The sequence below is a fragment of the Burkholderia sp. Bp9099 genome (genome assembly GCF_003857805.1).
GTDB lineage: Bacteria > Pseudomonadota > Gammaproteobacteria > Burkholderiales > Burkholderiaceae > Burkholderia.
In genome coordinates, this window is the sequence record NZ_QTPU01000014.1 from 116837 (window position 1) to 138946 (window position 22110).

A 22110-nucleotide genomic window follows, 5' to 3' on the forward strand; every position below is an offset into this window, starting at 1 on the left:
AGACGAAGAACTGCATAAAAAAACCCGCGTAGCGGGTTCTTTTATGCATCGAGCGTCTGGAGCAATCAGACCACCCCGGCCCCATGCGCCTGCAGATCGGCGTGATAGCTCGAACGCACCATCGCGCCGACGGCCGCGTGCGTGAAGCCCATCTTGTACGCCTCTTCCTCGTACATCTTGAACGTATCCGGATGCACGTACGCACGCACCGGCAGGTGGTGCTCGGAAGGTTGCAGGTACTGGCCGATCGTCAGCATGTCGACGTCGTGCGCGCGCAGGTCGCGCATCACCTGCAGGATTTCCTCTTCGGTCTCGCCGAGGCCGACCATCAGGCCCGACTTCGTCGCGACGTCCGGATGCAGCGCCTTGAAGTCCTTCAGCAGCTTCAGCGAGTGCGCGTAGTCCGAACCCGGGCGCGCTTCCTTGTACAGGCGCGGCACCGTTTCGAGGTTGTGGTTCATCACGTCGGGCGGCGCGGCGTTCAGGATCGAGATCGCGCGGTCGAGACGGCCGCGGAAGTCCGGCGTCAGGATCTCGATGCGCGTGTCCGGCGACTGCTCGCGCACTTCACGGATGCACTCGACGAAGTGGGCGGCGCCACCGTCGCGCAGGTCGTCGCGGTCGACGCTCGTGATCACCACGTACTTGAGCTTGAGCGCCGCGATCGTGCGCGCGAGATTCTTCGGTTCGTCCGCGTCGAGCGGATCGGGACGGCCGTGGCCGACGTCGCAGAACGGGCAGCGGCGCGTGCACTTGTCGCCCATGATCATGAACGTCGCGGTGCCCTTGCCGAAGCACTCGCCGATGTTCGGGCAGCTCGCTTCCTCGCACACGGTATGCAGGTTGTGCTCGCGCAGGATCGTCTTGATCTCGTTGAAGCGCGAGCTGCCGGTGGCCGCCTTCACGCGGATCCACTCCGGCTTCTTCAGCTTCTCGATCGGAACGACCTTGATCGGGATGCGCGCCGTCTTCGCCTGCGCCTTCTGCTTGGCGGTGGGATCGTAGGCAGCGGTCGCGGCCGAGTCGGCCGGTGCGGGGGAAGCGGTAACGTCAGTCATTCGAATGTTCCAGTGCCTGCGGCTTGTCGGCGGCCGCGGATGCGCCATCGAGGTTGGCAATCAGACGACCCACCAGCGTGTGGGCGACGTCGTTCCAGTCGGCGGCAACCTCGAGGCTCGCCATGTCGACGGTTTCCAGTCCGGCATAGCCGCACGGGTTGATCGCGAGAAACGGGCGCAGATCCATCTTCACGTTCAGGCTCAGACCGTGATAGCTGCAGCCGTTGCGGATCTTCAGGCCGAGGGCCGCGATCTTCGCGCCTTCGTGCACGCCGGATGCCACGTAGATGCCCGGCGCGCCCGCCTTGCGGACCGAAGCGAGATTATACGCCGCGAGGGTTTCGATCACGGCCTCCTCGATCTTCGTCACGAGCGTGCGCACCATCAGCTTGCGCCGGCGCAGGTCCAGCAGCAGGTAGGCGACGATCTGGCCGGGGCCGTGGTAGGTGATTTGCCCGCCGCGGTCGACCTTCACGAGCGGCACGCCGCTGTCGGCCACCAGCAGGTGGGCCGGGTCGCCGGCCTGGCCGAGCGTGTAGACGGGCGGATGCTCGACGACCCAGATTTCGTCGCCGGTGTCGGCCGTGCGCGTGTCGGTGAACGCGCGCATCGCGTCGAAGCTCGTCTCGTAGGCCTCGCTGCCCCGCCAACGCACGGTGACCGGCACGACGGGCCGGACCGGAGACCCGGCGGGCGATTCGGAAACAGCGACAGGCGTGGACACGATGGCAACCGGCGAGACGGACATGGGCGCTAGTTTACCGAAAACCCATGCGTCTCGCCGGCCCGGGAAGGGGACGGATCGCGAGCATCCGTCGGAGGAAAGGTCGGTCAGACGGTGCGCCAGCCGTCGTGGAACAGCGCGTTCACGCGGTTGCGCAGCCGCGCCAGCGCGCCGCGCGCGACTTCCCCGGCCGGCCGCGACACCGAGAACGCGACCTGCGCGCCCTGCCGGCCTTCCGCACTGAGCCACAGCCGCTCGCCGCGACGCAGCCGGAGCGTCTCGCCGTCGACCAGGAAGTAGTCTTCGACGTCGTTGCTGCGCGTCGCCCACACCGGCCCGCATTGCACCGTCAGACGCGTGCTGCGCTGCACCTTCATCGGCACGGTCTCGCCCGCGGGGATTTCGAACGTGATGCTTGAAGAAATTTCTTGCATGATCGACTCCGCCAATAAATGCTTCGATGGCTACAATCGTAGTCACTTCAAGGCACCCGACAAAACGACCAATTTTCACGTCGATGTGAGGAAAATTAGCAAATGGACCTCCGCCAGCTGCCTGCGCTGAACGCGATTCGCGCGTTCGAAGCCGCCGCCCGTCACGAGAATTTCTCCCGCGCCGCCGACGAGCTGTACGTCACCCACGGCGCGGTCAGCCACCAGGTTCGCGCGCTCGAGGAGGAGCTCGGCGTGCAACTGTTCACGCGCAACGGCAAGCGGCTGTGCCTGACCGACGCCGGCATGCGCTACGCGCAGCAGGTCCGCACCGCGCTGATGCAGATCGCCGATGCGACGCGCGAGGTGCGCGCGAGCGACCGCGGACGGCGGCTGGTGGTGTCGATGCTGTCGTCGTTCGCCGCGCGCTTCATCACGCCGCGCATCGGCACGTTCATCGAGCGGCATCCGGAAATCGACGTCGAGTTGCAGTCCACCAACTCGCTCACCGACTTCGCGCGCGACGACGTCGATCTCGCGATCCGCTTCGGCTCCGGCAGCTATCCGGGGCTGCACGTCGAGCCGCTGTTCGAGGAAGTGTTCTTTCCGGCGTGCTCGCCGACGCTGAACGGCGGCAAGCTGCCGCAGACGCCCGCCGATCTCGTGCACTACAACCTGCTGCGCTCGGACGACGAGCTGTGGCGGCCGTGGTTCGACGCGGCGGGGCTCGATACGCTCACCGAGCCGAAACGCGGGATTCTGTACCAGGATTCGTCGAACCTGCTGCTGGCCGCGATCGACGGCCAGGGCATCGCGCTGGTGCGCCGCTCGCTCGCGGTGCACGACCTGCTGGACGGGCGCCTCGTGCGCCTGTTCGACATCGACGGGCAGAGCCCGTGGCACTATTTTTTCGTGTGTCCGCCGCCGCTCGTGAACACGCCGCGCGTGCAGGCGTTCAGGACCTGGCTGCTTCAGGAAGTCGCGGAGTACCAGCAGCTGTGCGACGAGCTGGACGCGCGGCGCGCGGCGGGGAAAACCCCCGCCGAGTGCGCGCAGGAAGGAGGATGGAAAGCGGCGCTCAGAGCACGACCTTGACCATCGGATGGCCGGTCAGTGCGCGGTAGATGTCGTCGAGCTGTTGCTGGCTCGTGGCGCGCACGGTGATCGTGAGGCCGGTGTAGTTGCCGCCGCTCGAGGCACGCTCCTCGATCTTCTCGACGTCGATCTCGTTGTCGTGGACGGCCACGACCTTGAAGATCGTATCCTTGAACTCCGGGTGCGCCTTGCCCATGATCTTGATCGGGAAGTCGCACGGAAACTCCAGCAGCGACTCCTTCCGGGCATCGATCGCGCCGGTGACCTCGATGGTTTTGGTCGGTTCGCTCATCACTTTCTCCGGGTTAGGTCAAACTGTTCAAACTCGCGTGCCTTCGCACGCTGGTACGCGTCGTACAACGCCGCGAACACGGGGCCCGGCTTGCCGCCCTGCACAGGCAGGTCGTCGAGCGACGTGACGGGCAAAATCTCCTTCGTGGCCGACGTGATCATGATCTCGTCCGCCGAGCGCAGCTCGGCTTCGCTGATCTCGCGCGCGACGAACGGAATGCCGCATTCGTCGGCCAGCTGCTCGACCAGCGCGTAGCGGATCCCTTCGAGGATCCTGTTGCTGCGCGGCGGCGCGTACAGCTCGCCGTTCTTCACGACCCACACGTTCGACGACGAACCTTCGGTCACGTTGTCGTCGCGCAGCTGGATCGTCTCGAACGCGTCGCGTTCGGCCGCATGCTGCGCCATCAACACGTTGCCGAGCAGCGAGATCGACTTGATGTCGCAATGCAGCCAGCGGCGATCCTCGGCCGTCACGCAGCGCACGCCCTGCGCGCGCTCCTGGTCCGACGGCAGGCGCAGCGGGCTCGTCATCGCGAACACCGTCGGCACCGTATTCGCCGGGAACGCGTGGCCGCGCTTCGCGACACCGCGCGTCACCTGCAGGTAGACGAGCGCATGGCCGTCGCCGAGGCCTTCCGCATTCGCGGCGACCACGCGCTCGATCAGCGCGCGCCAGCCGGCCGCGTCATGCGGATTGTCGATGCCGATCTTCTTCAGGCTGCGCGCGAGCCGGTCCAGATGCTGTTCGATCCGGAACGGCACGTGCGCGCCGTCATGCGCATAAACGGGGACGACTTCATACACGCCATCGCCGAAGATGAACCCGCGGTCGAGCACCGGCACGCGGGCTTCCGACAGCGGCACCAGTTCCTCGTGCGACGACACGCTGAGGTAGACGATCGGTTCGAATTCGGCTTGGCTCATGGCAATGACAGATGGGGATGAAGTCGTGAAAACAAAGGCCCGTCGCGCTTACTTCTTCTTGCTGAACATCAGCAGGATCGAGTCCCAGATACGGCCGAAGATACCCGCTTCCGGCACGGCCTGCAGCGCGACGACCGGGAACTCCGACAGCGTCTTGCCATCGGCGACGATCTTCACGGTACCGACCTGCTGGCCTTCCGCGAGCGGCGCGATCAGCGGCGCGTTGACCTCGACTTCCGGCTTGACCTTGTCGCCCAGGCCGCGCGGCACGGTCACCCACTGGTCGCCCTTCACGCCGACCTGCACGGTGTTTTCCTTGCCCTTGTAGATGCGCGGCGTCGACATCGCCTGGCCGCCCTTGAACAGGCGCACCGCGTCGAACGCGCTATAGCCGTAGTTCAGCATCTTCATGCTGTCCTGCGTGCGCTCGCCTTCCTTCTGCTCGCCCATCATCACCGACACGAGACGCCGCTGGCTGTCGACACCCGGGATCGCGCGCTTCGCCGACGCGATCAGGCAGTAGCCGGCCGCCTGCGTATGGCCCGTCTTCAGGCCGTCGACCGTCGGATCCAGCCACAGCAGGCGGTTGCGGTTGCCTTGGCGGATGTTGTTGTACTTGAATTCCTTCTCCGAGAAGATGCTGTAGTACTGCGGAAAATCGCGGATCAGGTGCGCGGACAGCTTCGCGAGGTCGCCGGCCGTCGTGTAGTGGTTCGGGTCGGGCATGCCGTTCACGTCGGCGAAGTGGGTGCCCTTCATGCCGAGGCGCGCCGCCTCGTCGTTCATCAGCGTGACGAACTGCCCTTCGCTGCCGCCGACGAGTTCGGCCAGCGCGATCGCGGCGTCGTTGCCCGACTGGATGATCATCCCGTACACGAGGTCGTGCACCGACACCGGCTTGTTCGCCTCGATGAACATGCGCGACTCGTCGGTGCCGACGCGGCGTACCGCTACGCTCGGCGTGACGATCTGCTCCATCGAGATCTTCTTCTTGTCGAGCGCCTCGAACACCAGGTAGGCCGTCATCAGCTTCGTCAGCGATGCGGGCTCGACGCGTTCGTCGGCGTTGCCCGATGCGAGCACCGTGTTGCTCGTCGCATCGACGAGCACCCACGAGCGCGCGTTCACGCCCGGCGGCGGCACCGCGCCCGGCATGAAGGTCGCGGGCGCGCCGGTGAACTGCTCGGCGGCGGCGGCCGGCGCGGCATGCGCGGCCTTGGCCTTGGCGGCCGGCTTCGCCTCGGCGACGACGATCGTCGACGCGAGCGCGACGGGCAGCATCACGCCGAGCGCGACGTTGCGCGCGGCGGTGCCGAAGGCGATGGAAGAAGCGAGGGACTTGAGGCCTTGGGGAGACAGACGCATGATCGATTCAGGCTGATGGCAGAAAGTGCGGCGCGAAACGCGCAAGGGTTGAACGGCAAGGCGGCGGGCGTTCCGGCGTTCGTCCGACTGCGTCGGACGGCGCGAAACGCGCCGGTTGGACTCGTGCGGACGCGTTCGGTTCGCGGCCGTCGCGAGCGGGCGGACAGGCGGCGAAACGAGCGCCGCATGGGCCCAGCCGGGCCGCGGGCGACGCGAATTGCGGCCATTATACGTGGCTGCGAACGGCGTTTTCGGGAACCGTGGCCCGGGCGGCCGCACGCCGACTTCGAGAGGATGGCGAGGCTTCGCTGCGAGAGAGGGTGATCGAAGCCGCGCGAAAGGCGTGCGCAGGCGCCGTGCAAGTCGGATTGCGCCGCGCCGCAGCGGGCATGTGCGACCGTGCCGTGACACGATGCGGCGCGATGTCGCGCGAGCGGCGACATCGCACGCGTGCGGCAGCGGCGCCGCACGCCGGGTTCAGCGCATCAACGCCACGCGTCGACGATGATGCGCTTCAGCACGTGCAGCTTGCGATGGAAGAAATGCTCGGCGCCGGGGATCACGACGACCGGCAGTTCCTGCGGCCGCGCCCAGTCGTACACCGACGCGATCGGCACCGTGTCGTCGGTTTCGCCGTGGATCACCAGCGTGTTCTCCGGCACCTCGGCGACCTGCCAGCGGCTCGCGGCCGTGCCGACGAACACCATCCGCTCGATCGTCTCGCCCGCGTCGCGCAGCCGCTTCGCGACATGCGACAGCACGAAGGTGCCGAACGAGAAGCCCGCGAGCACGAGCGGCAGGTCCGCACACGCGGGCTGCGCGCGCATGTGCGCGAGCACGGCAAGCAGGTCGTCGGCCTCACCGATGCCGTTGTCGTGCACGCCCTCGGTCGCGCCGACGCCGCGGAAGTTGGACCGGTACACCACGTAGCCGAGCTGGACCAGCGTGCGCGCAAGGGTTTGCGCGACCTTGTTGTCCATCGTGCCGCCGAACAGCGGATGCGGGTGCGCGACGAGCGCGATGCCGCGCGGCGCGGCGCTGCCGTCGCGCATGGCGTCCGGCAGGTCGACCGCGATTTCGATCTGCCCGACCGGGCCGGCGATCAGCGACTTCTGCGTATGAACGTTCATTCTGCCGGCCCGCTCAGATCTTCAGGCGCTCGACGACCTTGCCGTCGCGCAGGTGCGATTCGACGATCTCGTCGATGTCGGCCTGGTCGACGTACGTGTACCACGTGCCTTCCGGATACACGACCATCACGGGCCCTTCCTCGCAGCGGTCGAGGCAGCCGGCCTTGTTGATGCGGACCTTGCCGGGCCCCGCGAGGCCGAGTTCCTTCACGCGCTTTTTCGCGTATTCCTGCATGGTCTGCGCATCGCATTGCGCGCAGCTCGGACGCTCGGCGCCCGGGTCGCGCTGGTTCAGGCAGAAGAAGACGTGGTGCTGGTAGTAGGAATCCATGATGGTGACGAGCGGCCCGGCGCGGTGCCGGGCGGAAAGAGGGGCGATCGCCGTTGCGCGCGGCAACGGATGTGCGGACGATTATAACGAGCGGCGCGCGCCGCTGCCCGCGACCGAACCGTGGCCGCCCTGCCCGGCGTGCCGCGTCAGCGCCGCGGCGCGGCCGGCAGCCACGCGTGCTCGACGCGCTGGCCGAGCCAGATCAGCGCCGCGTAGGGCCAGATCCACGCGAGCCAGCGCGCGATGCTGTTGAAGTGCACGTAGCGGCCCTGCCGCCAGCCCGACAGCGTGAAGTCGAAGAACGGGTTGACGGGCAGCAGGTTGACGAGCGCCACGCCGGCCAGCAGCGCGAGCGCCGCGAGCAGCGCGCGCCACGCGGCCGGCACGCGCAATGCGAGCAGGGCCGCCGCGAAGCCGAGCTCGATGCCGAGCCGCGCACCGGGCGTCGCCCACACGACGACGAGGCCGGTGCTCGACTGCATGAAGGTCGCGGCCGCCTTCAGCGCGAGCGTCGCGACGACGAACCCGATCAGGAGCCGCACGCGCGGCGCGCGCTCGCGCATCGCGAGCGACGCGATCGCCAGCGCGGCGAACAGCATCAGGCCACCGAGCGCGGCTTCCCACGCGGAGTCGGACAGCCAGCCGTCGACACGCTCGGGCCATTCGCTCACGCGCCACGCGGCCGGCAGCCACGCGAGCAGCGCGTCCTGCATCGAGCCCTCGGCGCGTTCCCACAGCGCGGCCGGCCAGTCGCCGATGCCGAACAGGAACGGCGACGGAAACAGGATCGCGAACGGCCACAGTCCGGCGAGCAGCAGCGGCGTCGCGCCGTCGGGCTCGAACCACGCGAAGCGCAGCCGGCGCAGCGCGCCGCGCTCGAGCAGCGCGCCGGTGGCCGGTGCCGCGAGCGCCGCGCCGAGCAGCGCGCCGAGCGCGTTGGCCGCGAGGTCGAGATTCGACGCGACACGCGTCGGCAGGTAGGTCTGCAGCGCCTCCATCGACCCCGACAGCAGCACGCCGAGGCCGCCGATGATCAGCGTCGCGGCCACGCCGCGCCAGCGCGGATGCAGCGCGAGCACGCCGAGCGCGCCGAACGGCAGGTAGCCGAGCACGTTGGTGACCACGTCGAACGCGGTCACATAGCGCTGCATCGGCGCGAACAGGTAGTCGAACGGCCCGATGCCGAGCGACACCCAGCCGTCGAACGGATACAGCGATGCATAGACGACGAGCGCCGCATACGCGGCGAACGCCTGCCGCGCCAGCGACGACGCGCGCGACGTGCCCGGCGCGCTCATCGCGGCTGCGCGTGGTGCGTCACGGGTTGCCCGCGTACGCCTGCACGCCGACCCACGCGGCGATCTGCGACACGAGCTCGTCGCTCGCGGCCGCGAGCGCACGCGCGCCGCCTTCCGCATCGGGCGTGCTCGACGGCGCGCGCGCGACGAAGGTGCGCTGGCCGAGCACCTTGCCGTCCTGCATCAGCGTCGCGCGCGCGGTGACCGCGCCGTGGCTCTGCGACTGCCCGTCGAACACCTGCTCGAATTCGTTCAGGTCGACCTTCAGCGTCGGCGCGCGCACGCCGTCGGTACCTTCGAGCACCGCGCCGCGCGACGACAGCGCGCCGCGCAGCCGCTGCGTGAGCAGTTGCGCGGGTGGCGCGGTCCAGCGGCTGTCGCGATAGACGGCCATGCGCTGCGCATCCGCATACGCGAGGCGGTAGACGAACTTGTCCGTGTCGAGCGCGTCGGGCGCGGCGACGTCGAGCACCTTCAGCGCGGGCCCGGTGCCGGCCGTGACGACCGATGCGGCCGGCCCGAGGTCGTAGCGGACGTTCGACAGCGCCGCGGCGTTGCCGGCGCAGCCGGCAGCGAACGCGAGCGTCAGCACCGCGAGCGCGGTCGCTGCCGGACGCAGCGCGCGGTCAAGGATTCGTGGCATGGCATGTTCCTGCATGATGTTTCCGGTTTCGATGGCGTGATGGCCCGGTCTCGCGCCGGGCCGGTCGAGCGGCGGGCTGGCGATGCGCTTCATTTCCCGGCCGCGGCCCCGGCCCCGGCCCCCGGCCAGACGAAGCCCGCCTCGCCGGGCCCGGGCGCGGAGCCGGGCGAGCCGAACAACAGACTGCGCGGGTTGCGGCCGAGTTCACCGGCGACGTCCTTCAATTGCCGCGACGCATCGCCGACGCTGCCGGCCAGCGCGTTGAAACGCGGCAGCGTGTCGTACTGGACCCGCGCGTTCAGGTCGTTCAGCGCGACGCCGACCTGCTCGGCAGCCGAGCCGGCCTTGTTCAGGTTCGACACGAGCGGCCCGTTCGGCTGCAGCAGCGTGTTCGCCGATGCCATCGCGCGATCGACCTGGTGCATCGTCTCCGGCAGCGCGGCCACCGCCGGCGCGAGCTGCTTCGACAGCGTCGCCGCGCCGTCCGCCGCGTGCTGCAGGCTTTCGGCCGTCGCGCGCAGCTGCTCGCGCATCTCCGGCGACATCAGCGCGTTCGCGCTTTTCGCCGCCAGCTCGAGCTGCCGCAGCAGCACGTCGCCGCGCTCCTGGATCTGGTCGAACAGGCTCGGCCGCATCGGGATCTGCGCGATCGCCTTCGGCGACGACGGCAGCGGCGCCAGGTCGCGCCCCGTATCCTCGAGCTGCACGAACGCGATGCCCGTCACGCCCTGGAAGCCGAGGCTGCCGTAGGTCGACTGCGTGATCGGCGCGTCGCGATCGACGAGGATCCGGATCCGGATCTGGCCCGGATGCGCGCGATCGAAGCCGATCGACTGCACCTTGCCGACGTCGAGGCCGCGAAAACGCACGGCCGCATCGGGGAACAGGCCCGTCACGTTGGTGCGCGCGAGCAGGTCGTACGGCACGCGCACGGTACGGTCGACGTTGAACCAGAACACGGTGCCCGCGATCGCGAGCGTCAGCGCGATCGTGAACAGGCCGGCCCAGAACGCATGTGATTTGTTTTCCATTCGCGGGTTCCTTGCTTCTTGCCTTGCTTACAGATCGACGCTCGACGGCGCCGGTTCGAGGGCCGCCTTCGGCAGCTTCGCGCGCCGCTCGGGCGGCAGCGCCTGCAGTGCGCGGCGCCCGCGCAGCCCCAGGAAATATTCGTGGATGAACGGATGGTCGACGTTCGCGGCCTCCTCGACGGGGGCCGCGACCAGCACCTTGCGGTCGGCCAGCACCGCGACGCGCGTCGACAGCGCGACCATCGTGTCGAGATCGTGCGTCACCATCACGACCGTCAGCCCGAGCGTGCGGTGCAGCGTCGCGATCAGCTCGACGAATTCGTCGGACGCCTGCGGGTCGAGGCCGGCGGTCGGCTCGTCGAGGAACAGCAGCTCCGGCTCGAGCGCGATCGCGCGCGCGATGCCGACCCGCTTCACCATCCCGCCCGACAGCGCGGCCGGCATCTTCGACGCGTGCTTGCACGGCAGCCCGACCATCTCGAGCTTCAGCATCACGATGTCGTGCAGCAGGTCGGGCGGCACGCGGCCGAGCTCGCGCAACGGCTGCGCGACGTTGTCGAACACCGTCATCGACGAAAACAGCGCGCCCTGCTGGAACAGCATCCCCGAGCGCGTGCGCATCATCCGCGCGGTCGCGTCGTCGATCTTCGACGTGTCCTCGCCGAACACCTTGATCGTGCCCGACGTCGGCCGCTCGAGGCCGAGGATCTGCCGCACCAGCGTCGTCTTGCCCGAGCCCGAGCCGCCGACGATCGCCACGATCTCGCCGCGCCGCACGTCGAAATCGAGCTTCTGGTGAATGATGTTGCGCCCGTAGCGCTTCGTCAGGTTGCGCACCTCGATCACGAGGTCGTCGCCGGGCACGGCGGCGCCCGGCGGCGTGCCGACCGAGCCTGCGCCGATTGCCGCGGCATGTGCGCTGGCGGCACCGGCCGCCGGTTCGTTCGACGCATTCATCCGAGCCCCACGTTCTGGAACAGGATCGCGAACACCGCGTCGGCCAGGATCACGACCGTGATCGACGAGACGACCGAGGTCGTCGTCCCTTCGCCGAGGCTCTGCGAGTTCGCCTTGATCCGGAAACCGAAATGACAGGCGACCAGCGCGATCAGCATGCCGAACACGACACCCTTGCCGATGCCGATGTACAGGTTCGCGATCGGCACGACGCCCGGCAGCGAGCGCACGAAATAGTTGACGTCGATGCCGAGCACCAGCTTCGCGGCGAGCGCGCCGCCGGTGAGCGCGATGATGTTGGTCCACATCACGAGCAGCGGCATCGCGACGCCGAGCGCGAGCACGCGCGGCAGGATCAGCCGCAACCCGTGCGGGATGCCCATCACGCGCATCGCGTCGAGCTCCTCGGTCACGCGCATCACGCCGATCTGCGCGGTGATCGCCGAGCCCGAGCGGCCCGCGACGAGGATCGCCGACAGCACGGGCCCCAGCTCGCGGATCACCGACAGCCCGAGGATGTTCACGATGTAGCGGTTCGCGCCGAACATCTGCAGCTGCTGCGCGGACAGGTAGCTCAGCACGATGCCGATCAGGAACGCGACCAGCGCGGTGATCGGCAGCGCCTGCGCGCCGGCGCTGTAGATGTTTGCCGAGGTTTCCTTCCACGGCATCGTCTGTGGGCGGCGCAGCACCGACAGCGCATCGAGGATCACGAGGCCGAACATCGCGATGCCGCCCTGCAGGTGTTCGGCGAACGCGAAGATCGCCTGGCCGAGGCGCGTGACGGGATCGAACCGCACGACGCGCTCGGGCGCCTCGCGCTGGCTGTCGAGGCGTTCGATCCGCTCGAAGATCGTGCGCTGCGTGGCGGACAGCTCGACGCCGGCCGGCAGCTTGCGGCCCCACACGCGCCACAGCGCCTGGCCGCCGACGTGGTCGAGTCGCTCGATGCCGGACAGATCCCATTCGTTCACGCGCCCGGACGCGATGCCCGCGATGCGGCGCGCGACCGCGCCGCGGTTGCGCGCAAGCGCGAGTGCGGTCCATTGGCCGTACAGGCGCACCGTCTGACCCTGGCCGCCGGCGTCGACCGACAGGCCGGGAGGAGTCTCGAAGTCCAAGGGCGGATTGTTTGCAAAAGGATGACAGCGGCCATTGTAGCGAACCGCCCGGCGCCGCGACGTGAGGATTGCCGCCGGGGCGCGCGGCCGGGCGCGACCTTTCATTCTTCCGTCACGTTTCCTTTCGATACTCTCACGCGCCGCACATCAGGCCGTCGGCGCCCGCGCCGCCATCTCGCGGCGCGCCTCGCGATTCATAGAACAGAACACCGAACAGGACAATCGATGCGTCTCCCCCCGCTTTCCCGCCGCCGCGCGACCGCCGCCGCCGCACTCGCCAGCCTCGCCTTCGCCCTCGCCGGTTGCGGCGGCGATGACGTCACCGCTCCGCCGTCATCGCAGACGCAGGCCCAGGCGCCCGCCGGCACGACCGCCACGCTCGCGCTGCTCGAAACGACCGACCTGCACACCAACGTGCTGTCGTACGACTATTTCAAGCTCGCCGCCGACAAGTCGCTCGGTTTCGAGCGCGTGTCGACGCTGATCGCGCAGGCGCGCGCGCAGTACCCGAACACGCTGCTGCTCGACAACGGCGACACGATCCAGGGCACCGCGCTGTCGGACTACCAGGCGCTCGTGAACCCGATCGGCTGCGACCAGACGCTCGCGATCTACAAGGTGATGAACGCCGCGAAGTTCGACGGCGGCGGGATCGGCAACCATGAGTTCAACTACGGGCTGCCGTACCTGTCGCAGGTGACCGGCAACACGTTCGACGTCGACGGGCTGCCGGCCCCCGCTCAGCAGAAGAAGTGCGCGGGCCCGAACTTCCCGCAGGTGCTCGCGAACGTGATCAGCGCGAGGACCAACGCGCCGCTGTTCACGCCGTACACGATCCTCACCCGCACGGTGACGGCCGTCACGCCCGACGGCAAGACCGTCAGCGCGCCGGTGAAGATCGGCATCATCGGCTTCACGCCGCCCGCGATCATGAGCTGGGACAAGCGCTGGCTCGACGGCAAGGTCTACACGACCGGCCTGAAGGAAGCGGCCGAGAAGTACGTTCCGGAGATGCGCGCGAAGGGCGCCGACCTCGTCGTCGCGATCTCGCACGGCGGCCTCGACAACACCGCGTACTCGCCGACGATGGAGAACGGCAGCTGGTGGCTGTCGAAGGTGCCCGGCATCGACGCGATGCTGATCGGCCACTCGCACCAGGTGTTCCCGGACGCGAACAGCACCGTGGCGCAGTTCAACCTGCCGGGCGTCGACAAGGCGAAGGGCACCGTCAACGGCGTGCCGACCGTGATGGCCAACTACTGGGGCAAGCATCTCGGCGTGATCAAGCTCGGTCTTGAGTTCGACGGCAAGACTTGGAGCGTCGACAAGTCGCAGACGACCGTCGAGGCGCGGCCGATCCAGAACGCGGACAAGAGCTACGTCGCCGCCGATCCGTCGGTGTCCGCCGCGATCGCCGCCGAGCACCAGGCGACGATCGACTACGTGAAGACGCCGATCGGCTCGACCGACTACCGGATGAACTCGTACTTCGCCGACGTCGGCGATCCGGGCGCGATCCAGATCGTCAACGAGGCGCAGGCCGACTACGTGAAGACCTACGTGCAGGCGAACCTGCCGCAATACGCGTCGCTGCCGGTGCTGTCGGTCAGCGCGCCGTTCAAGAGCGGCTTCGGCGGCGGCAGCGACTACACCGACGTCGCGCCCGGCGCGCTCGCGATCAACAACGCGGCCGACCTGTACCTGTATCCGAACACCGTGTACGCGGTGAAGGTGAGCGGCAGCGACGTGAAGAACTGGCTCGAGACGGCCGCGAAACGCTTCAACACGATCGACCCGACCCAGGCGACCGTGCAGCCGCTCGTCAGCAGCTTCCCCGGCTACAACTTCGACATGTTCACGTCCGCCGATCTCGCGTACGAGATCGACGTCACGCAGCCGGTCGGCAGCCGCATCAGGAACCTGACGTACAAGGGCGCGCCGATCGACCCGAACGCGCAGTTCATCGTCGCGACCAACAACTACCGCGCGAGCGGCGGCGGCAACTTCCCGGGCCTCGACGGCAGCAAGACGATCTTCGCGTCGCCCGACGCGAACCGCGACGTGCTGATCGCATTCATCAAGAAACGCGGCGCGATCACGCGCGCGGCCGACGGCGCGCAGCGCAGCTGGCGCTTCACGAAGCTCGCGAGCTCGGTCGCGCACGTGCGGTTCACGTCCGCGCCGAACCGGCTCGGCGACGCGGCGGCTGCCGGCCTGAGCGGCCTCACGCAGGTTGCGGCCGACGACGGCTCGGGCAAGAACCTCGCCGTCTACGAGATCGACATCACGCAATGACCATGAGACCCGCGATGCAACCGATCCGGACGATGCGGCCGGCCGAGGCCGGCTTCGCCGCCGCCGCGCGGCGCGTGCTGCGCGCGAAACTCCCGCCGGCCGCGTTGCTCGCGGCGGCGGCCGTGACCGTCGCGGCCGTGGTCGCCGCGACCGGCTGGCGCGCCGCCGGCCCCTCGCCGAGCGCCGCGCAGCTCGACGAATGGCAGGCGATGGTCGCGCAGGCCGTCGAGCCGCATGCGCTCGCGCAGTTGCGCGCCCTCGCGCGCCGCGGTTCGGGCGACGCGCAGGCGGCGCTCGGCATCGCGCTCGTCGATGCGCGCGAGCCGGGGCTGCGCGACGAGGGACGCGGCTGGCTGGAAACCGCCGCGCAGGCGGACGGCCGTGCCGACACGCCGGCCGCGCGGCGTGCGCAGCTGGCACTCGGCAAGGCTCTGCTGCTCGGCAGCGGCGACATCCCGAAGGATTACGCACGCGCCCGCGCGCTGCTCGGCGAAGCGGCCGGACAGGGCGATCCGGCCGCCGCGTATTACCTCGGGCTGATCTATCGCAGCGGCTACGGCACCGCCGCGGACGCCGTGCAGGCCGCGCACTGGTTCGAGCTCGCGTCGCGCGCGGACCTCCCGGCCGCGGACTTCATGCTCGCGAACGCGTACCGCGAAGGCAGCGGCGTGCCGCGCGACGAAGCGCGCGCGCTCGCGCTGTATCGCCGGGCGGCGGAACACGAGCTGCCGGAAGCCGTGCAGACGCTCGCGATGGCGTATCGCAACGGCGAGCTGGGGCTCAAGCCCGACGCGGACGAATTCCACGCGCAGTGGATCGAAACCGCGCATGCGCTGAAGCACCCGGTCATCGCGCCGTGATGCGCGCGAGCCGCCTGGCCGGGTGCCGTCGCGGCATCCGGCGTCAGGCGGCGCCGCTCCGCGCGGGTCGTTCCAGGCGCATGTACGAGTCGGACACGATCAGTCCGAAGACGATGTGATCGAGCGCGCTCACCCAGCCTCGCGCGTCGGCGAACCACGGAAACAACTGCGTCATCCCGTAGTAGTTGACGACGTACAGCAGCACGCCGAACACGGCCCCCGCCACGCTGGCCATCCCGATGCTCGAATCCAGGCTGAAACACGCAATGATCACGGCCAGGACCAGCGCAAATACGATCGACAACGCGAAGTGCACGCCCAGCGCGGCCAGCAGCGTCCCCACTTCGACCGTGGCCGACGGCGCGAGCGCGTCATCGCCGAAGTAGATGGCCGCGATCATGCGCAGCGGCGCCCACGCGTCGTGTCCGATGATTGCCGCCGCGACGACCTGGACGACGAGGAAAACCGCACCGGCCACGAACCCGCCGATCACGGCGGCTCGCCACACCGGAATGCGGCGCACGTAATGGTGCGAATGCATGTGGAGTTGCATGGCCACCTCCTTGAAAACGGTCGGCCGCCGCATCAGCGCCGGTGCCTATGCTACGTACCCGCTCGCACCGCCGACCATGCCGACTCGAGCGAGTTCATCAGCCGGCGACAGGCACACGTCGTCGGGAGCCCGGCGGCATCGGCGATCCGGCGCGTCTTGCGGTGAAGGCGCGCGAACAGGCTGGACGGGCTCGAACCCGAATGAAGCGGGTTCATCGCCATTTCCGTCGATGCGGCAACGACGAGGACGCGCCGGCGCGCGCCGATTCGTCTGCGTTACTGCCGGCAACACCGTCGAACGCGCCGCCAGAGCGGATACTTCGAACGTAGTCGTGCCGGTCGCCAAATTCAAGATGCCGGCCGGCGGCGGTACGCGACTGTGCCGGGTTCGGCAGGCGCAAGCGGCAACAGGCCCGCGGTCAAGCAGGACACAGACTGCGAGCATTCGCGCGCGCCCGTGCAAGCCGAGCCTGAAAAACAGATAGCCGAGCCGGATGCGCGGCCGTCACCGTCGATCTCGCTGCCGGTGCATCCAAGCGCCGCTTCCGCCCCTGTCGCTACAATAGCCACCATGAACGCCCCCACCTCCTCCGACACGCCCGATTCCGGCGACGCGCACATCGCGCGCAACCGGCTCGAGGCGCACCTGGATGCCGCGCCGCGCGCGTGGCCGCTCGACATCGTTGCCGCCACCGGCTCGACCAACGCCGACGTCGCGACGCGCCTCAAGGCGCTGCCGCGCGCCGCGAACGCGCTGCCCGCGCCGCTCGTGCGCGTCGCGTTCGAGCAGACGGCCGGCCGCGGCCGGCAAGGCCGCCCGTGGTTCGCGCAGCCCGGCAACGCGCTGCTGTGCTCGGTCGGCTGCATCGTGCCGCGCCCCGTGGACGCGCTCGGCGGCCTCAGCATCGCGATCGGCGTCGCGCTCGCGGAAGGGCTCGCCGCGCTGCCGCTCGACGCCCGCACGCGCGTCGCGCTGAAATGGCCGAACGACCTGCTGCTGACGGTCACCGACGACGGCACGCCGCGCATCGTCGGCAAGCTCGCCGGGATCCTGATCGAAACCGTCTGGACCACCGCCGACGCGACCGCCGTCGTGATCGGCTTCGGCATCAACGTGCGCGGCGCGGAAGCCGTCGCCGCGCAGGTCGACGCGCTGCGCGCGCGCGAAGCGACGCTCGCGAGCGGGCTGCCGCCGGCCGCGCTGTCGGCCGCGTGCGCATCGGCCAACCTCACCGATACGCTCGCCGCGGCGCTGAACGCGCTCACCCCCGCCCTCGCGCAGTTCGGCACCGACGGGCTCGCGCCGTTCCTGCCGCGCTGGCACGCGCTGCACGCGTACGCGGGGCGCGAAGTCGTGCTGCTCGAACAGGGTGTCGAACGCGCGCGCGGCATCGCGACCGGCATCGACGCGACCGGCCAGTTGCTGCTCGACACGCCCGATGGCGTGCGGGCGATCGCGGCCGGCGACGTATCGCTGCGCGAAGCGCAATGAACGAACCGCATCTGCTGATCGACGCCGGCAACAGCCGGATCAAGTGGGCGCTCGCCGACGCGCAGCGCACGCTCGTCGACACCGGCGCGTTCGGCCATACGCGCGACGGCGGCGCCGACCCCGACTGGTCGGCCGTGCCGCGTCCGCGCGGCGCATGGATCTCGAACGTCGCGGGTGCCGACGTGGCCGCCCGGCTCGACGCGCTGCTCGACGCCCGTTGGCCCGGCCTGCCGCGCACGACGATCCGCTCGCGGCCCGCGCAATGCGGCGTGACGAACGGCTATACGACGCCCGAACAGCTCGGCAGCGATCGCTGGGCCGGTTTGATCGGCGCGCATGCGGCGTTTCCGGGCGAGCATCTGCTGATCGCGACGTTCGGCACGGCGACGACGCTCGAAGCGCTGCGGGCGGACGGTCGTTTCACCGGCGGGCTGATCGCGCCGGGCTGGGCGCTGATGATGCGCGCGCTCGGCACGCACACCGCGCAATTGCCGACGCTGACCACCGACATCGCGAGCGGGCTGCTCGCGGGCGCGCAGGCCGAGCCGTTCCAGGTCGATACGCCGCGCTCGCTGTCGGCCGGCTGCCTGTACGCGCAGGCGGGGCTGATCGAACGCGCGTGGCGCGATCTCGCCGATGCGTGGCAGGCCCCCGTGCGGCTCGTGCTGGCAGGCGGTGCGGCCGACGACGTCGCGCGTGCGCTGACGCTGCCGCATACGCGGCACGATGCGCTGATCCTGTCCGGGCTTGCGCTGATCGCCGTGGAAGCGGCGGCGCAGGATTGACGTAAAACCGGCCGGCATCGCGCCGGCCGCATCGACGGATGCCCGGCTGCGGGCTTCGTCGCGGTGACGATGGAAAAACGGGCGCCGGTGCCTGGCGCCCCTGCGGAGAGCCCGGCCGCATGCGGCCCCGGTCGACGCGAACGATCGCCGGCGACGACGACGACGCCCGCCGTGCGACCGTCCCGACTGAACGACTGAACAACGACGAGGAGTGTCGACGATGCTGCGCTGGCTGATCGCTGTTCTCTTTCTCGCGAACCTGCTCGCGTTCGTCGCCGTGCGCGGCGTGTTCGGGCCGCTGCCGGCGGCCGGTCCGCGCGAACCGGGCGTGCTGTCCCGGCAGGTGCGGCCCGAGGCGCTGCATGCGATGCCGCTCGCGCAGGCGGCCGATCAGCCGGTGATCGGCGGCCCGATCGGCGCGCCGGCCGTCCCGGCCGAGCCGTTCGCGGCATCCGCGCCCTGACGGCGCGGCACCCGCATCAGGACTGCTGCGCGCGCACCTTCTTCAGCAGCGCGGTGGTCGAGCGGTCGTGCTCGAACGGAATCGCGAGCGCCCGCCCGCCCCAGCCGCGCACGATCGCCGATTCCGGCAGCGCGTCCATGTCGTAGTCGCCGCCCTTCACGAGAATGTCCGGACGGACGGCCTCGATCAGCGACACCGGCGTCTTCTCCTCGAACTTCACGACCCAGTCGACGCTTTCCAGCGCCGCGAGCAGCGCCATGCGGTCGTCCTCGCGGTTGATCGGCCGGTCGTCGCCCTTGCCGAGCATGCGCACCGACGCATCGCTGTTCACGCCGACGATCAGGCATGCGCCGAGCGCCTTCGCATCGGCGAGATAGGTGACGTGGCCACGGTGCAGGATGTCGAACACGCCGTTCGTGAACACGACGGGCGAAGGCAGCGAAGCGCGCAGCGCAACCAGGGCGTCACGGGTGATCAGCTTGCGTTCGAAGGTAGCGGACATGATGGATTTCGGATGGCGTGAGCGGCGCGCGGTGCACGTCGCGACGGAACACGGCGGCGCCAGATAAAAAGCCCGCCGGATCGCCGGGCGGGCTTCATGCGGGAATACGGGGCGGCGAGCGCGGCCGGCGGCGCTTCACGCCGGCTGCGACGCCGCGCGGCCTCAGGCCGGTTGCGCGGCCGACGACGGGCCGCTTTCGGACTGCAGGCGGCCGGTGACTTCCTTGCGATAGCGGTTCAGTTCCTGCGCGGTCGCGAAGGTGCGCTCGAACAGGATCGACAGGTTGTGCAGGATCCGCTCGACGACCTTCTTTTCCCACTCGCCGTCGAAACGGATCTGCTCGTCGAGCCAGCGCTCGAGCCATTCCGGATCGGGCAGGCGCGACTGCACGGTGTCGCGCGGGAACAGCGCCTGGTTCACGTGCAGGTTGGTCGGGTGCAGCGGCTTCTCGGTGCGGCGCGCCGACGCCATCAGCACGCCGATCTTCGCGAACGCCGCGCGCGCGACGTCGCCGCAGTTGTTCAGCGCCTTCTTCATGTAGCGCAGGTAAGCGCCGCCGTGGCGCGCTTCATCGCGCGAGATCGTTTCGTAGATGTGCTTGATGACCGGCTCGGTGTGCCAGTCGGCCGCGCAGCGATACCAGTGGTTCAGGCGGATCTCGCCGCAGAAGTGCAGCATCAGCGTCTCGAGCGGCGGCGCCGGGTCGAACTCGAAGCGCACCGCGTGCAGTTCCTCTTCGGTCGGCACCATTTCCGGCCGGAAGCGGCGCAGGTATTCCATCAGCACGAGCGAGTGCTTCTGCTCCTCGAAGAACCACACGCTCATGAACGCGGAAAAATCGCTGTCGTGCTGGTTGTCGCGCAGGAACATTTCCGTCGCGGGCAGCGCCGACCATTCGGTGATCGCGTTCATCTTGATCGTCTTCGCCTGCTCGTCGGTGAGCAGCGAAGCGTCGAACTTGTCCCACGGAATGTCCTTCTCCATGTCCCAGCGGACAGCTTCGAGCGACCTGTAAAGTTCCGGATAAAGCATGGTGTTCATGATGGTCCCACCCCTGTTCTGCGCAATGCGACTTCTCTAAACGTGACTGTTGCCGCGCGGGCGCGCGAACGCGCTTTTTGCAGCCAAGACTCTAATTTTACGCGTGAATCCAGCCCCCGGACGCAGATTCCGCGTTCGGCAGCCGGGCGGCCGCGTAGCCGCCTTGAAGCACGCCGCGACCCCGCTCCACTCGAACGGAACCGACCGCGCGTGCCTGATGTGGGGGCCGGCGCAGGCCGGCTCGGTGGCGAGCCCGCCCGGCGCCACGCGGTCCCCGGACGGGTTCCCGTGCGACCGCCGGACCGGCGGGCTGCTCGATATGGTGTATACGGCGGCGGCCATGATAGCACGCACACATGACGGTTCCGAGACGCGGAACCGGTCGCGGGCCGCCAACGGCGGTGCGGCGATCGGTCGCATGCCCCGTCGCGAAAACGCAACCGAAATGTAAGCTGAGTCGCTTTCGGGCCTGCCCGGGCCTGTCGGTCAGACCCGTATTTCGCCTGTCGCGAGACCGCCTTCGGGCGGCGTGCCGGCCGCCGGCGCGCTGCCGCCGTCGGCCCGGGCGATCCAGTCCGCCAGCGTGTCGCGCTGCGCGCGTCCGTCGCGGTAGCCGAGTTCGATCAGCTCGCGCGTGAACGCCTCCTCGAACAACAGGTAGCTCGCGAACGACGCGCCGGCCGGCTGGCTGCCGCCGATTGCGCCGAGCAGCCCGCGCATCGTCGCCGGCATCTGCTTCAGGTGTTTCGCGGCGATCAGCTCGATGCGCTCGGACGGCGCGATCGCGAGCACGTCGACGTGCCGCCAGCCGCTGTCGACTTCGACCTGGTGCGGCAAATGCTCGATCATCCGGTTGATGTGCTCGATCCGCTCGATGTCCGAGCCGATCGAGTCGAGAAACACGCTCGCGAGCACCTGCTGGCCGATCTGCGCGGGCGTCGGGTAACCGCGCACCAGCCCCGAGCCGTTCGCGGCGGGAATTTCGGGCCGCGGATCGGCCGCGCCGACGACGACGATCCGGTCCGCGCCGAAGTGGATCGCCGGCGACAGCGGCGCGACCTGGCGGATCGACCCGTCGCCGAAGTATTCGATCTGGCCGTCGAGCACGAGCGGCACGGCCGGGAACACGAACGGAATGGCCGACGACGCGAGCAGGTGCGACGCCGACAGATCGACGAGCCGTGCGGTGCGCTGCGCGCGCCGCCATGCCTGGATCGGCTCGGCGGCCTGGTAGAAGGTCAGGTGCCGGCCGCTCGAATAGCTGAGCGCCGTCACCGACAGCGCATGCAGCAGGCGGGCCTCGAGCATCTGCTCGATCCGGTGGAAGCTCAGCTCGCGCTGCAGCAGGTGCGCGAGCGGCGCGTTGTCGAGCAGCCCGCGCGGCGAGCGGCGCGCCGCCCAGCCGAAGGTCATCGTCGCGAGCCAGCGTGCGCCCGCCGCCGCGATGCCGAGCCAGTCGGTGCGATACACGTAGTCGGCGCGCAGCGGCTCCCAGAATTCGAGCAGGCGCCGCACGCCGTGCGAAAAGTCGTCCGCGTGGCTTGCGATCGACGTCGCATTGATCGCGCCGGCCGATGACCCGCAGACCACCGTGAACGGCACCGTCTGCCGGTTCGGATCGGCCTCGCGCGCGATTTCGGCCAGCGCCTTCAGCACGCCGACCTGATAGGCGGCGCGTGCGCCGCCTCCCATCAGCACGAGCGCGAGCCGCATGATCG

24 protein-coding genes are annotated in these 22110 nt (G+C 69.3%); 6 read left to right on the forward strand and 18 right to left on the reverse strand.

The features are described 5' to 3' along the window. Positions 1 to 65: 65 nt before the first annotated feature. The 3 genes from lipA to DIE17_RS18075 form a co-directional block, all read right to left on the reverse strand. Positions 66 to 1058 (reverse strand): lipoyl synthase, encoded by a 993-nt coding sequence (gene lipA, locus DIE17_RS18065; RefSeq protein WP_124486554.1) that lies wholly within the window; start codon positions 1056 to 1058, stop codon positions 66 to 68. Then, positions 1051 to 1806, reverse strand: a complete 756-nt coding sequence (gene lipB / locus DIE17_RS18070) for a lipoyl(octanoyl) transferase LipB (protein WP_044846753.1) — start codon at positions 1804 to 1806, stop codon at positions 1051 to 1053. The genes lipA and lipB overlap by 8 nt, the downstream gene beginning before the upstream one ends. Positions 1807 to 1889: 83 nt before the next feature. Next, positions 1890 to 2216 carry a DUF2917 domain-containing protein gene (locus tag DIE17_RS18075; RefSeq protein ID WP_044846777.1) on the reverse strand — a complete coding sequence of 109 codons (327 nt, stop codon included), beginning with the start codon at positions 2214 to 2216 and terminating at the stop codon, positions 1890 to 1892. A gap of 102 nt (positions 2217 to 2318) precedes the next feature. On the opposite strand from DIE17_RS18075, the gene DIE17_RS18080 reads away from it, so the two are divergent. Further along, positions 2319 to 3308, forward strand: coding sequence for a transcriptional regulator GcvA (locus DIE17_RS18080; protein WP_044846754.1), 990 nt, complete (start codon positions 2319 to 2321; stop codon positions 3306 to 3308). Here the strand turns inward: DIE17_RS18080 and DIE17_RS18085 are convergent. The 10 genes from DIE17_RS18085 to DIE17_RS18130 all read right to left on the reverse strand — a co-directional run bounded on the left by DIE17_RS18085 (position 3292) and on the right by DIE17_RS18130 (position 12402). Continuing rightward, positions 3292 to 3600 carry a YbeD family protein gene (locus tag DIE17_RS18085; protein ID WP_044846755.1) on the reverse strand — a complete coding sequence of 103 codons (309 nt, stop codon included), beginning with the start codon at positions 3598 to 3600 and terminating at the stop codon, positions 3292 to 3294. The two genes, DIE17_RS18080 and DIE17_RS18085, sit on opposite strands and share 17 nt — an antisense overlap. Further along, positions 3600 to 4526: a D-amino acid aminotransferase gene (locus DIE17_RS18090; RefSeq protein ID WP_124520683.1), complete on the reverse strand. Its 927-nt coding sequence runs from the start codon at positions 4524 to 4526 to the stop codon at positions 3600 to 3602. The genes DIE17_RS18085 and DIE17_RS18090 overlap by 1 nt, the downstream gene beginning before the upstream one ends. A 48-nt stretch (positions 4527 to 4574) precedes the next feature. After that, on the reverse strand, positions 4575 to 5891 hold the full coding sequence (locus DIE17_RS18095; RefSeq protein WP_044846757.1) for a D-alanyl-D-alanine carboxypeptidase family protein: 1317 nt from the start codon (positions 5889 to 5891) through the stop codon (positions 4575 to 4577). A 485-nt stretch (positions 5892 to 6376) separates the two neighbouring features. Then, complete coding sequence (locus DIE17_RS18100) at positions 6377 to 7021, reverse strand: alpha/beta hydrolase (RefSeq protein WP_124486557.1); 645 nt, start codon at positions 7019 to 7021, stop codon at positions 6377 to 6379. A 13-nt stretch (positions 7022 to 7034) separates the two neighbouring features. Then, positions 7035 to 7352 carry a (2Fe-2S) ferredoxin domain-containing protein gene (locus DIE17_RS18105; RefSeq protein ID WP_044846759.1) on the reverse strand — a complete coding sequence of 106 codons (318 nt, stop codon included), beginning with the start codon at positions 7350 to 7352 and terminating at the stop codon, positions 7035 to 7037. A gap of 146 nt (positions 7353 to 7498) precedes the next feature. Further along, positions 7499 to 8650 (reverse strand): VanZ family protein, encoded by a 1152-nt coding sequence (locus tag DIE17_RS18110; protein ID WP_124520681.1) that lies wholly within the window; start codon positions 8648 to 8650, stop codon positions 7499 to 7501. Between the two features lie 19 nt (positions 8651 to 8669). After that, entirely contained in the window at positions 8670 to 9293 is a 624-nt protein-coding gene (locus DIE17_RS18115; protein ID WP_044846778.1) for an ABC-type transport auxiliary lipoprotein family protein, read from the reverse strand. An 89-nt stretch (positions 9294 to 9382) separates the two neighbouring features. Beyond that, complete coding sequence (locus DIE17_RS18120) at positions 9383 to 10324, reverse strand: MlaD family protein (RefSeq protein ID WP_124520679.1); 942 nt, start codon at positions 10322 to 10324, stop codon at positions 9383 to 9385. A 27-nt stretch (positions 10325 to 10351) separates the two neighbouring features. Further along, the gene (locus DIE17_RS18125; protein ID WP_124486560.1) at positions 10352 to 11281 is read right to left on the reverse strand and encodes an ABC transporter ATP-binding protein; all 930 of its coding nucleotides are present in this window, start codon (positions 11279 to 11281) and stop codon (positions 10352 to 10354) included. Continuing rightward, a complete protein-coding gene (locus DIE17_RS18130; RefSeq protein WP_044846763.1) occupies positions 11278 to 12402 on the reverse strand; it encodes an ABC transporter permease in 1125 nt (374 codons plus the stop codon). Before DIE17_RS18130 ends, DIE17_RS18125 begins: the two co-directional genes overlap by 4 nt. 225 nt (positions 12403 to 12627) lie before the next feature. Here DIE17_RS18130 and DIE17_RS18135 point away from each other — a divergent pair, with 225 nt between their 5' ends. After that, complete coding sequence (locus tag DIE17_RS18135) at positions 12628 to 14697, forward strand: bifunctional 2',3'-cyclic-nucleotide 2'-phosphodiesterase/3'-nucleotidase (RefSeq protein WP_124520677.1); 2070 nt, start codon at positions 12628 to 12630, stop codon at positions 14695 to 14697. 14 nt (positions 14698 to 14711) lie between these two features. Next, positions 14712 to 15557 (forward strand): tetratricopeptide repeat protein, encoded by an 846-nt coding sequence (locus DIE17_RS18140; protein ID WP_124520675.1) that lies wholly within the window; start codon positions 14712 to 14714, stop codon positions 15555 to 15557. Between the two features lie 43 nt (positions 15558 to 15600). Here DIE17_RS18140 and DIE17_RS18145 read toward each other — a convergent pair whose 3' ends face one another. Then, complete coding sequence (locus DIE17_RS18145) at positions 15601 to 16110, reverse strand: hypothetical protein (protein WP_124520673.1); 510 nt, start codon at positions 16108 to 16110, stop codon at positions 15601 to 15603. A gap of 50 nt (positions 16111 to 16160) precedes the next feature. Continuing rightward, positions 16161 to 16325 carry a hypothetical protein gene (locus DIE17_RS37475; protein ID WP_185641309.1) on the reverse strand — a complete coding sequence of 55 codons (165 nt, stop codon included), beginning with the start codon at positions 16323 to 16325 and terminating at the stop codon, positions 16161 to 16163. A 355-nt stretch (positions 16326 to 16680) separates the two neighbouring features. Here DIE17_RS37475 and DIE17_RS18150 point away from each other — a divergent pair, with 355 nt between their 5' ends. The 3 genes from DIE17_RS18150 to DIE17_RS18160 all read left to right on the forward strand — a co-directional run bounded on the left by DIE17_RS18150 (position 16681) and on the right by DIE17_RS18160 (position 18849). Continuing rightward, the gene (locus DIE17_RS18150) at positions 16681 to 17601 is read left to right on the forward strand and encodes a biotin--[acetyl-CoA-carboxylase] ligase (RefSeq protein WP_124520671.1); all 921 of its coding nucleotides are present in this window, start codon (positions 16681 to 16683) and stop codon (positions 17599 to 17601) included. Beyond that, entirely contained in the window at positions 17598 to 18386 is a 789-nt protein-coding gene (locus tag DIE17_RS18155; RefSeq protein ID WP_124486564.1) for a type III pantothenate kinase, read from the forward strand. Before DIE17_RS18150 ends, DIE17_RS18155 begins: the two co-directional genes overlap by 4 nt. Positions 18387 to 18606: 220 nt before the next feature. Further along, positions 18607 to 18849: a hypothetical protein gene (locus DIE17_RS18160; protein WP_044846779.1), complete on the forward strand. Its 243-nt coding sequence runs from the start codon at positions 18607 to 18609 to the stop codon at positions 18847 to 18849. A gap of 16 nt (positions 18850 to 18865) precedes the next feature. Here the strand turns inward: DIE17_RS18160 and rfaE2 are convergent, their stop codons facing one another. The 3 genes from rfaE2 to DIE17_RS18180 form a co-directional block, all read right to left on the reverse strand. Beyond that, the gene (gene rfaE2, locus DIE17_RS18165) at positions 18866 to 19351 is read right to left on the reverse strand and encodes a D-glycero-beta-D-manno-heptose 1-phosphate adenylyltransferase (protein ID WP_060110665.1); all 486 of its coding nucleotides are present in this window, start codon (positions 19349 to 19351) and stop codon (positions 18866 to 18868) included. A gap of 162 nt (positions 19352 to 19513) precedes the next feature. Continuing rightward, positions 19514 to 20392 carry a ferritin gene (locus DIE17_RS18170; protein ID WP_059451551.1) on the reverse strand — a complete coding sequence of 293 codons (879 nt, stop codon included), beginning with the start codon at positions 20390 to 20392 and terminating at the stop codon, positions 19514 to 19516. A gap of 486 nt (positions 20393 to 20878) precedes the next feature. Further along, positions 20879 to 22105 (reverse strand): patatin-like phospholipase family protein, encoded by a 1227-nt coding sequence (locus tag DIE17_RS18180; RefSeq protein ID WP_044846772.1) that lies wholly within the window; start codon positions 22103 to 22105, stop codon positions 20879 to 20881. Positions 22106 to 22110: the final 5 nt, after the last annotated feature.

Excerpts from the sequence above, each read along its gene's own strand:
- lipA (WP_124486554.1), bottom strand. The coding sequence starts at position 1,058 with ATGACTGACGTTACCGCTTCCCCCGCACCGGCCGACTCGGCCGCGACC.
- lipB (WP_044846753.1), bottom strand. The coding sequence starts at position 1,806 with ATGTCCGTCTCGCCGGTTGCCATCGTGTCCACGCCTGTCGCTGTTTCC.
- DIE17_RS18075 (WP_044846777.1), bottom strand. The coding sequence starts at position 2,216 with ATGCAAGAAATTTCTTCAAGCATCACGTTCGAAATCCCCGCGGGCGAG.
- DIE17_RS18080 (WP_044846754.1), top strand. The coding sequence starts at position 2,319 with ATGGACCTCCGCCAGCTGCCTGCGCTGAACGCGATTCGCGCGTTCGAA.
- DIE17_RS18085 (WP_044846755.1), bottom strand. The coding sequence starts at position 3,600 with ATGAGCGAACCGACCAAAACCATCGAGGTCACCGGCGCGATCGATGCC.
- DIE17_RS18090 (WP_124520683.1), bottom strand. The coding sequence starts at position 4,526 with ATGAGCCAAGCCGAATTCGAACCGATCGTCTACCTCAGCGTGTCGTCG.
- DIE17_RS18095 (WP_044846757.1), bottom strand. The coding sequence starts at position 5,891 with ATGCGTCTGTCTCCCCAAGGCCTCAAGTCCCTCGCTTCTTCCATCGCC.
- DIE17_RS18100 (WP_124486557.1), bottom strand. The coding sequence starts at position 7,021 with ATGAACGTTCATACGCAGAAGTCGCTGATCGCCGGCCCGGTCGGGCAG.
- DIE17_RS18105 (WP_044846759.1), bottom strand. The coding sequence starts at position 7,352 with ATGGATTCCTACTACCAGCACCACGTCTTCTTCTGCCTGAACCAGCGC.
- DIE17_RS18110 (WP_124520681.1), bottom strand. The coding sequence starts at position 8,650 with ATGAGCGCGCCGGGCACGTCGCGCGCGTCGTCGCTGGCGCGGCAGGCG.
- DIE17_RS18115 (WP_044846778.1), bottom strand. The coding sequence starts at position 9,293 with ATGCCACGAATCCTTGACCGCGCGCTGCGTCCGGCAGCGACCGCGCTC.
- DIE17_RS18120 (WP_124520679.1), bottom strand. The coding sequence starts at position 10,324 with ATGGAAAACAAATCACATGCGTTCTGGGCCGGCCTGTTCACGATCGCG.
- DIE17_RS18125 (WP_124486560.1), bottom strand. The coding sequence starts at position 11,281 with ATGAATGCGTCGAACGAACCGGCGGCCGGTGCCGCCAGCGCACATGCC.
- DIE17_RS18135 (WP_124520677.1), top strand. The coding sequence starts at position 12,628 with ATGCGTCTCCCCCCGCTTTCCCGCCGCCGCGCGACCGCCGCCGCCGCA.
- DIE17_RS18140 (WP_124520675.1), top strand. The coding sequence starts at position 14,712 with ATGCAACCGATCCGGACGATGCGGCCGGCCGAGGCCGGCTTCGCCGCC.
- DIE17_RS18145 (WP_124520673.1), bottom strand. The coding sequence starts at position 16,110 with ATGCAACTCCACATGCATTCGCACCATTACGTGCGCCGCATTCCGGTG.
- DIE17_RS37475 (WP_185641309.1), bottom strand. The coding sequence starts at position 16,325 with ATGAACCCGCTTCATTCGGGTTCGAGCCCGTCCAGCCTGTTCGCGCGC.
- DIE17_RS18150 (WP_124520671.1), top strand. The coding sequence starts at position 16,681 with ATGAACGCCCCCACCTCCTCCGACACGCCCGATTCCGGCGACGCGCAC.
- DIE17_RS18155 (WP_124486564.1), top strand. The coding sequence starts at position 17,598 with ATGAACGAACCGCATCTGCTGATCGACGCCGGCAACAGCCGGATCAAG.
- DIE17_RS18160 (WP_044846779.1), top strand. The coding sequence starts at position 18,607 with ATGCTGCGCTGGCTGATCGCTGTTCTCTTTCTCGCGAACCTGCTCGCG.
- rfaE2 (WP_060110665.1), bottom strand. The coding sequence starts at position 19,351 with ATGTCCGCTACCTTCGAACGCAAGCTGATCACCCGTGACGCCCTGGTT.
- DIE17_RS18170 (WP_059451551.1), bottom strand. The coding sequence starts at position 20,392 with ATGAACACCATGCTTTATCCGGAACTTTACAGGTCGCTCGAAGCTGTC.
- DIE17_RS18180 (WP_044846772.1), bottom strand. The coding sequence starts at position 22,105 with ATGCGGCTCGCGCTCGTGCTGATGGGAGGCGGCGCACGCGCCGCCTAT.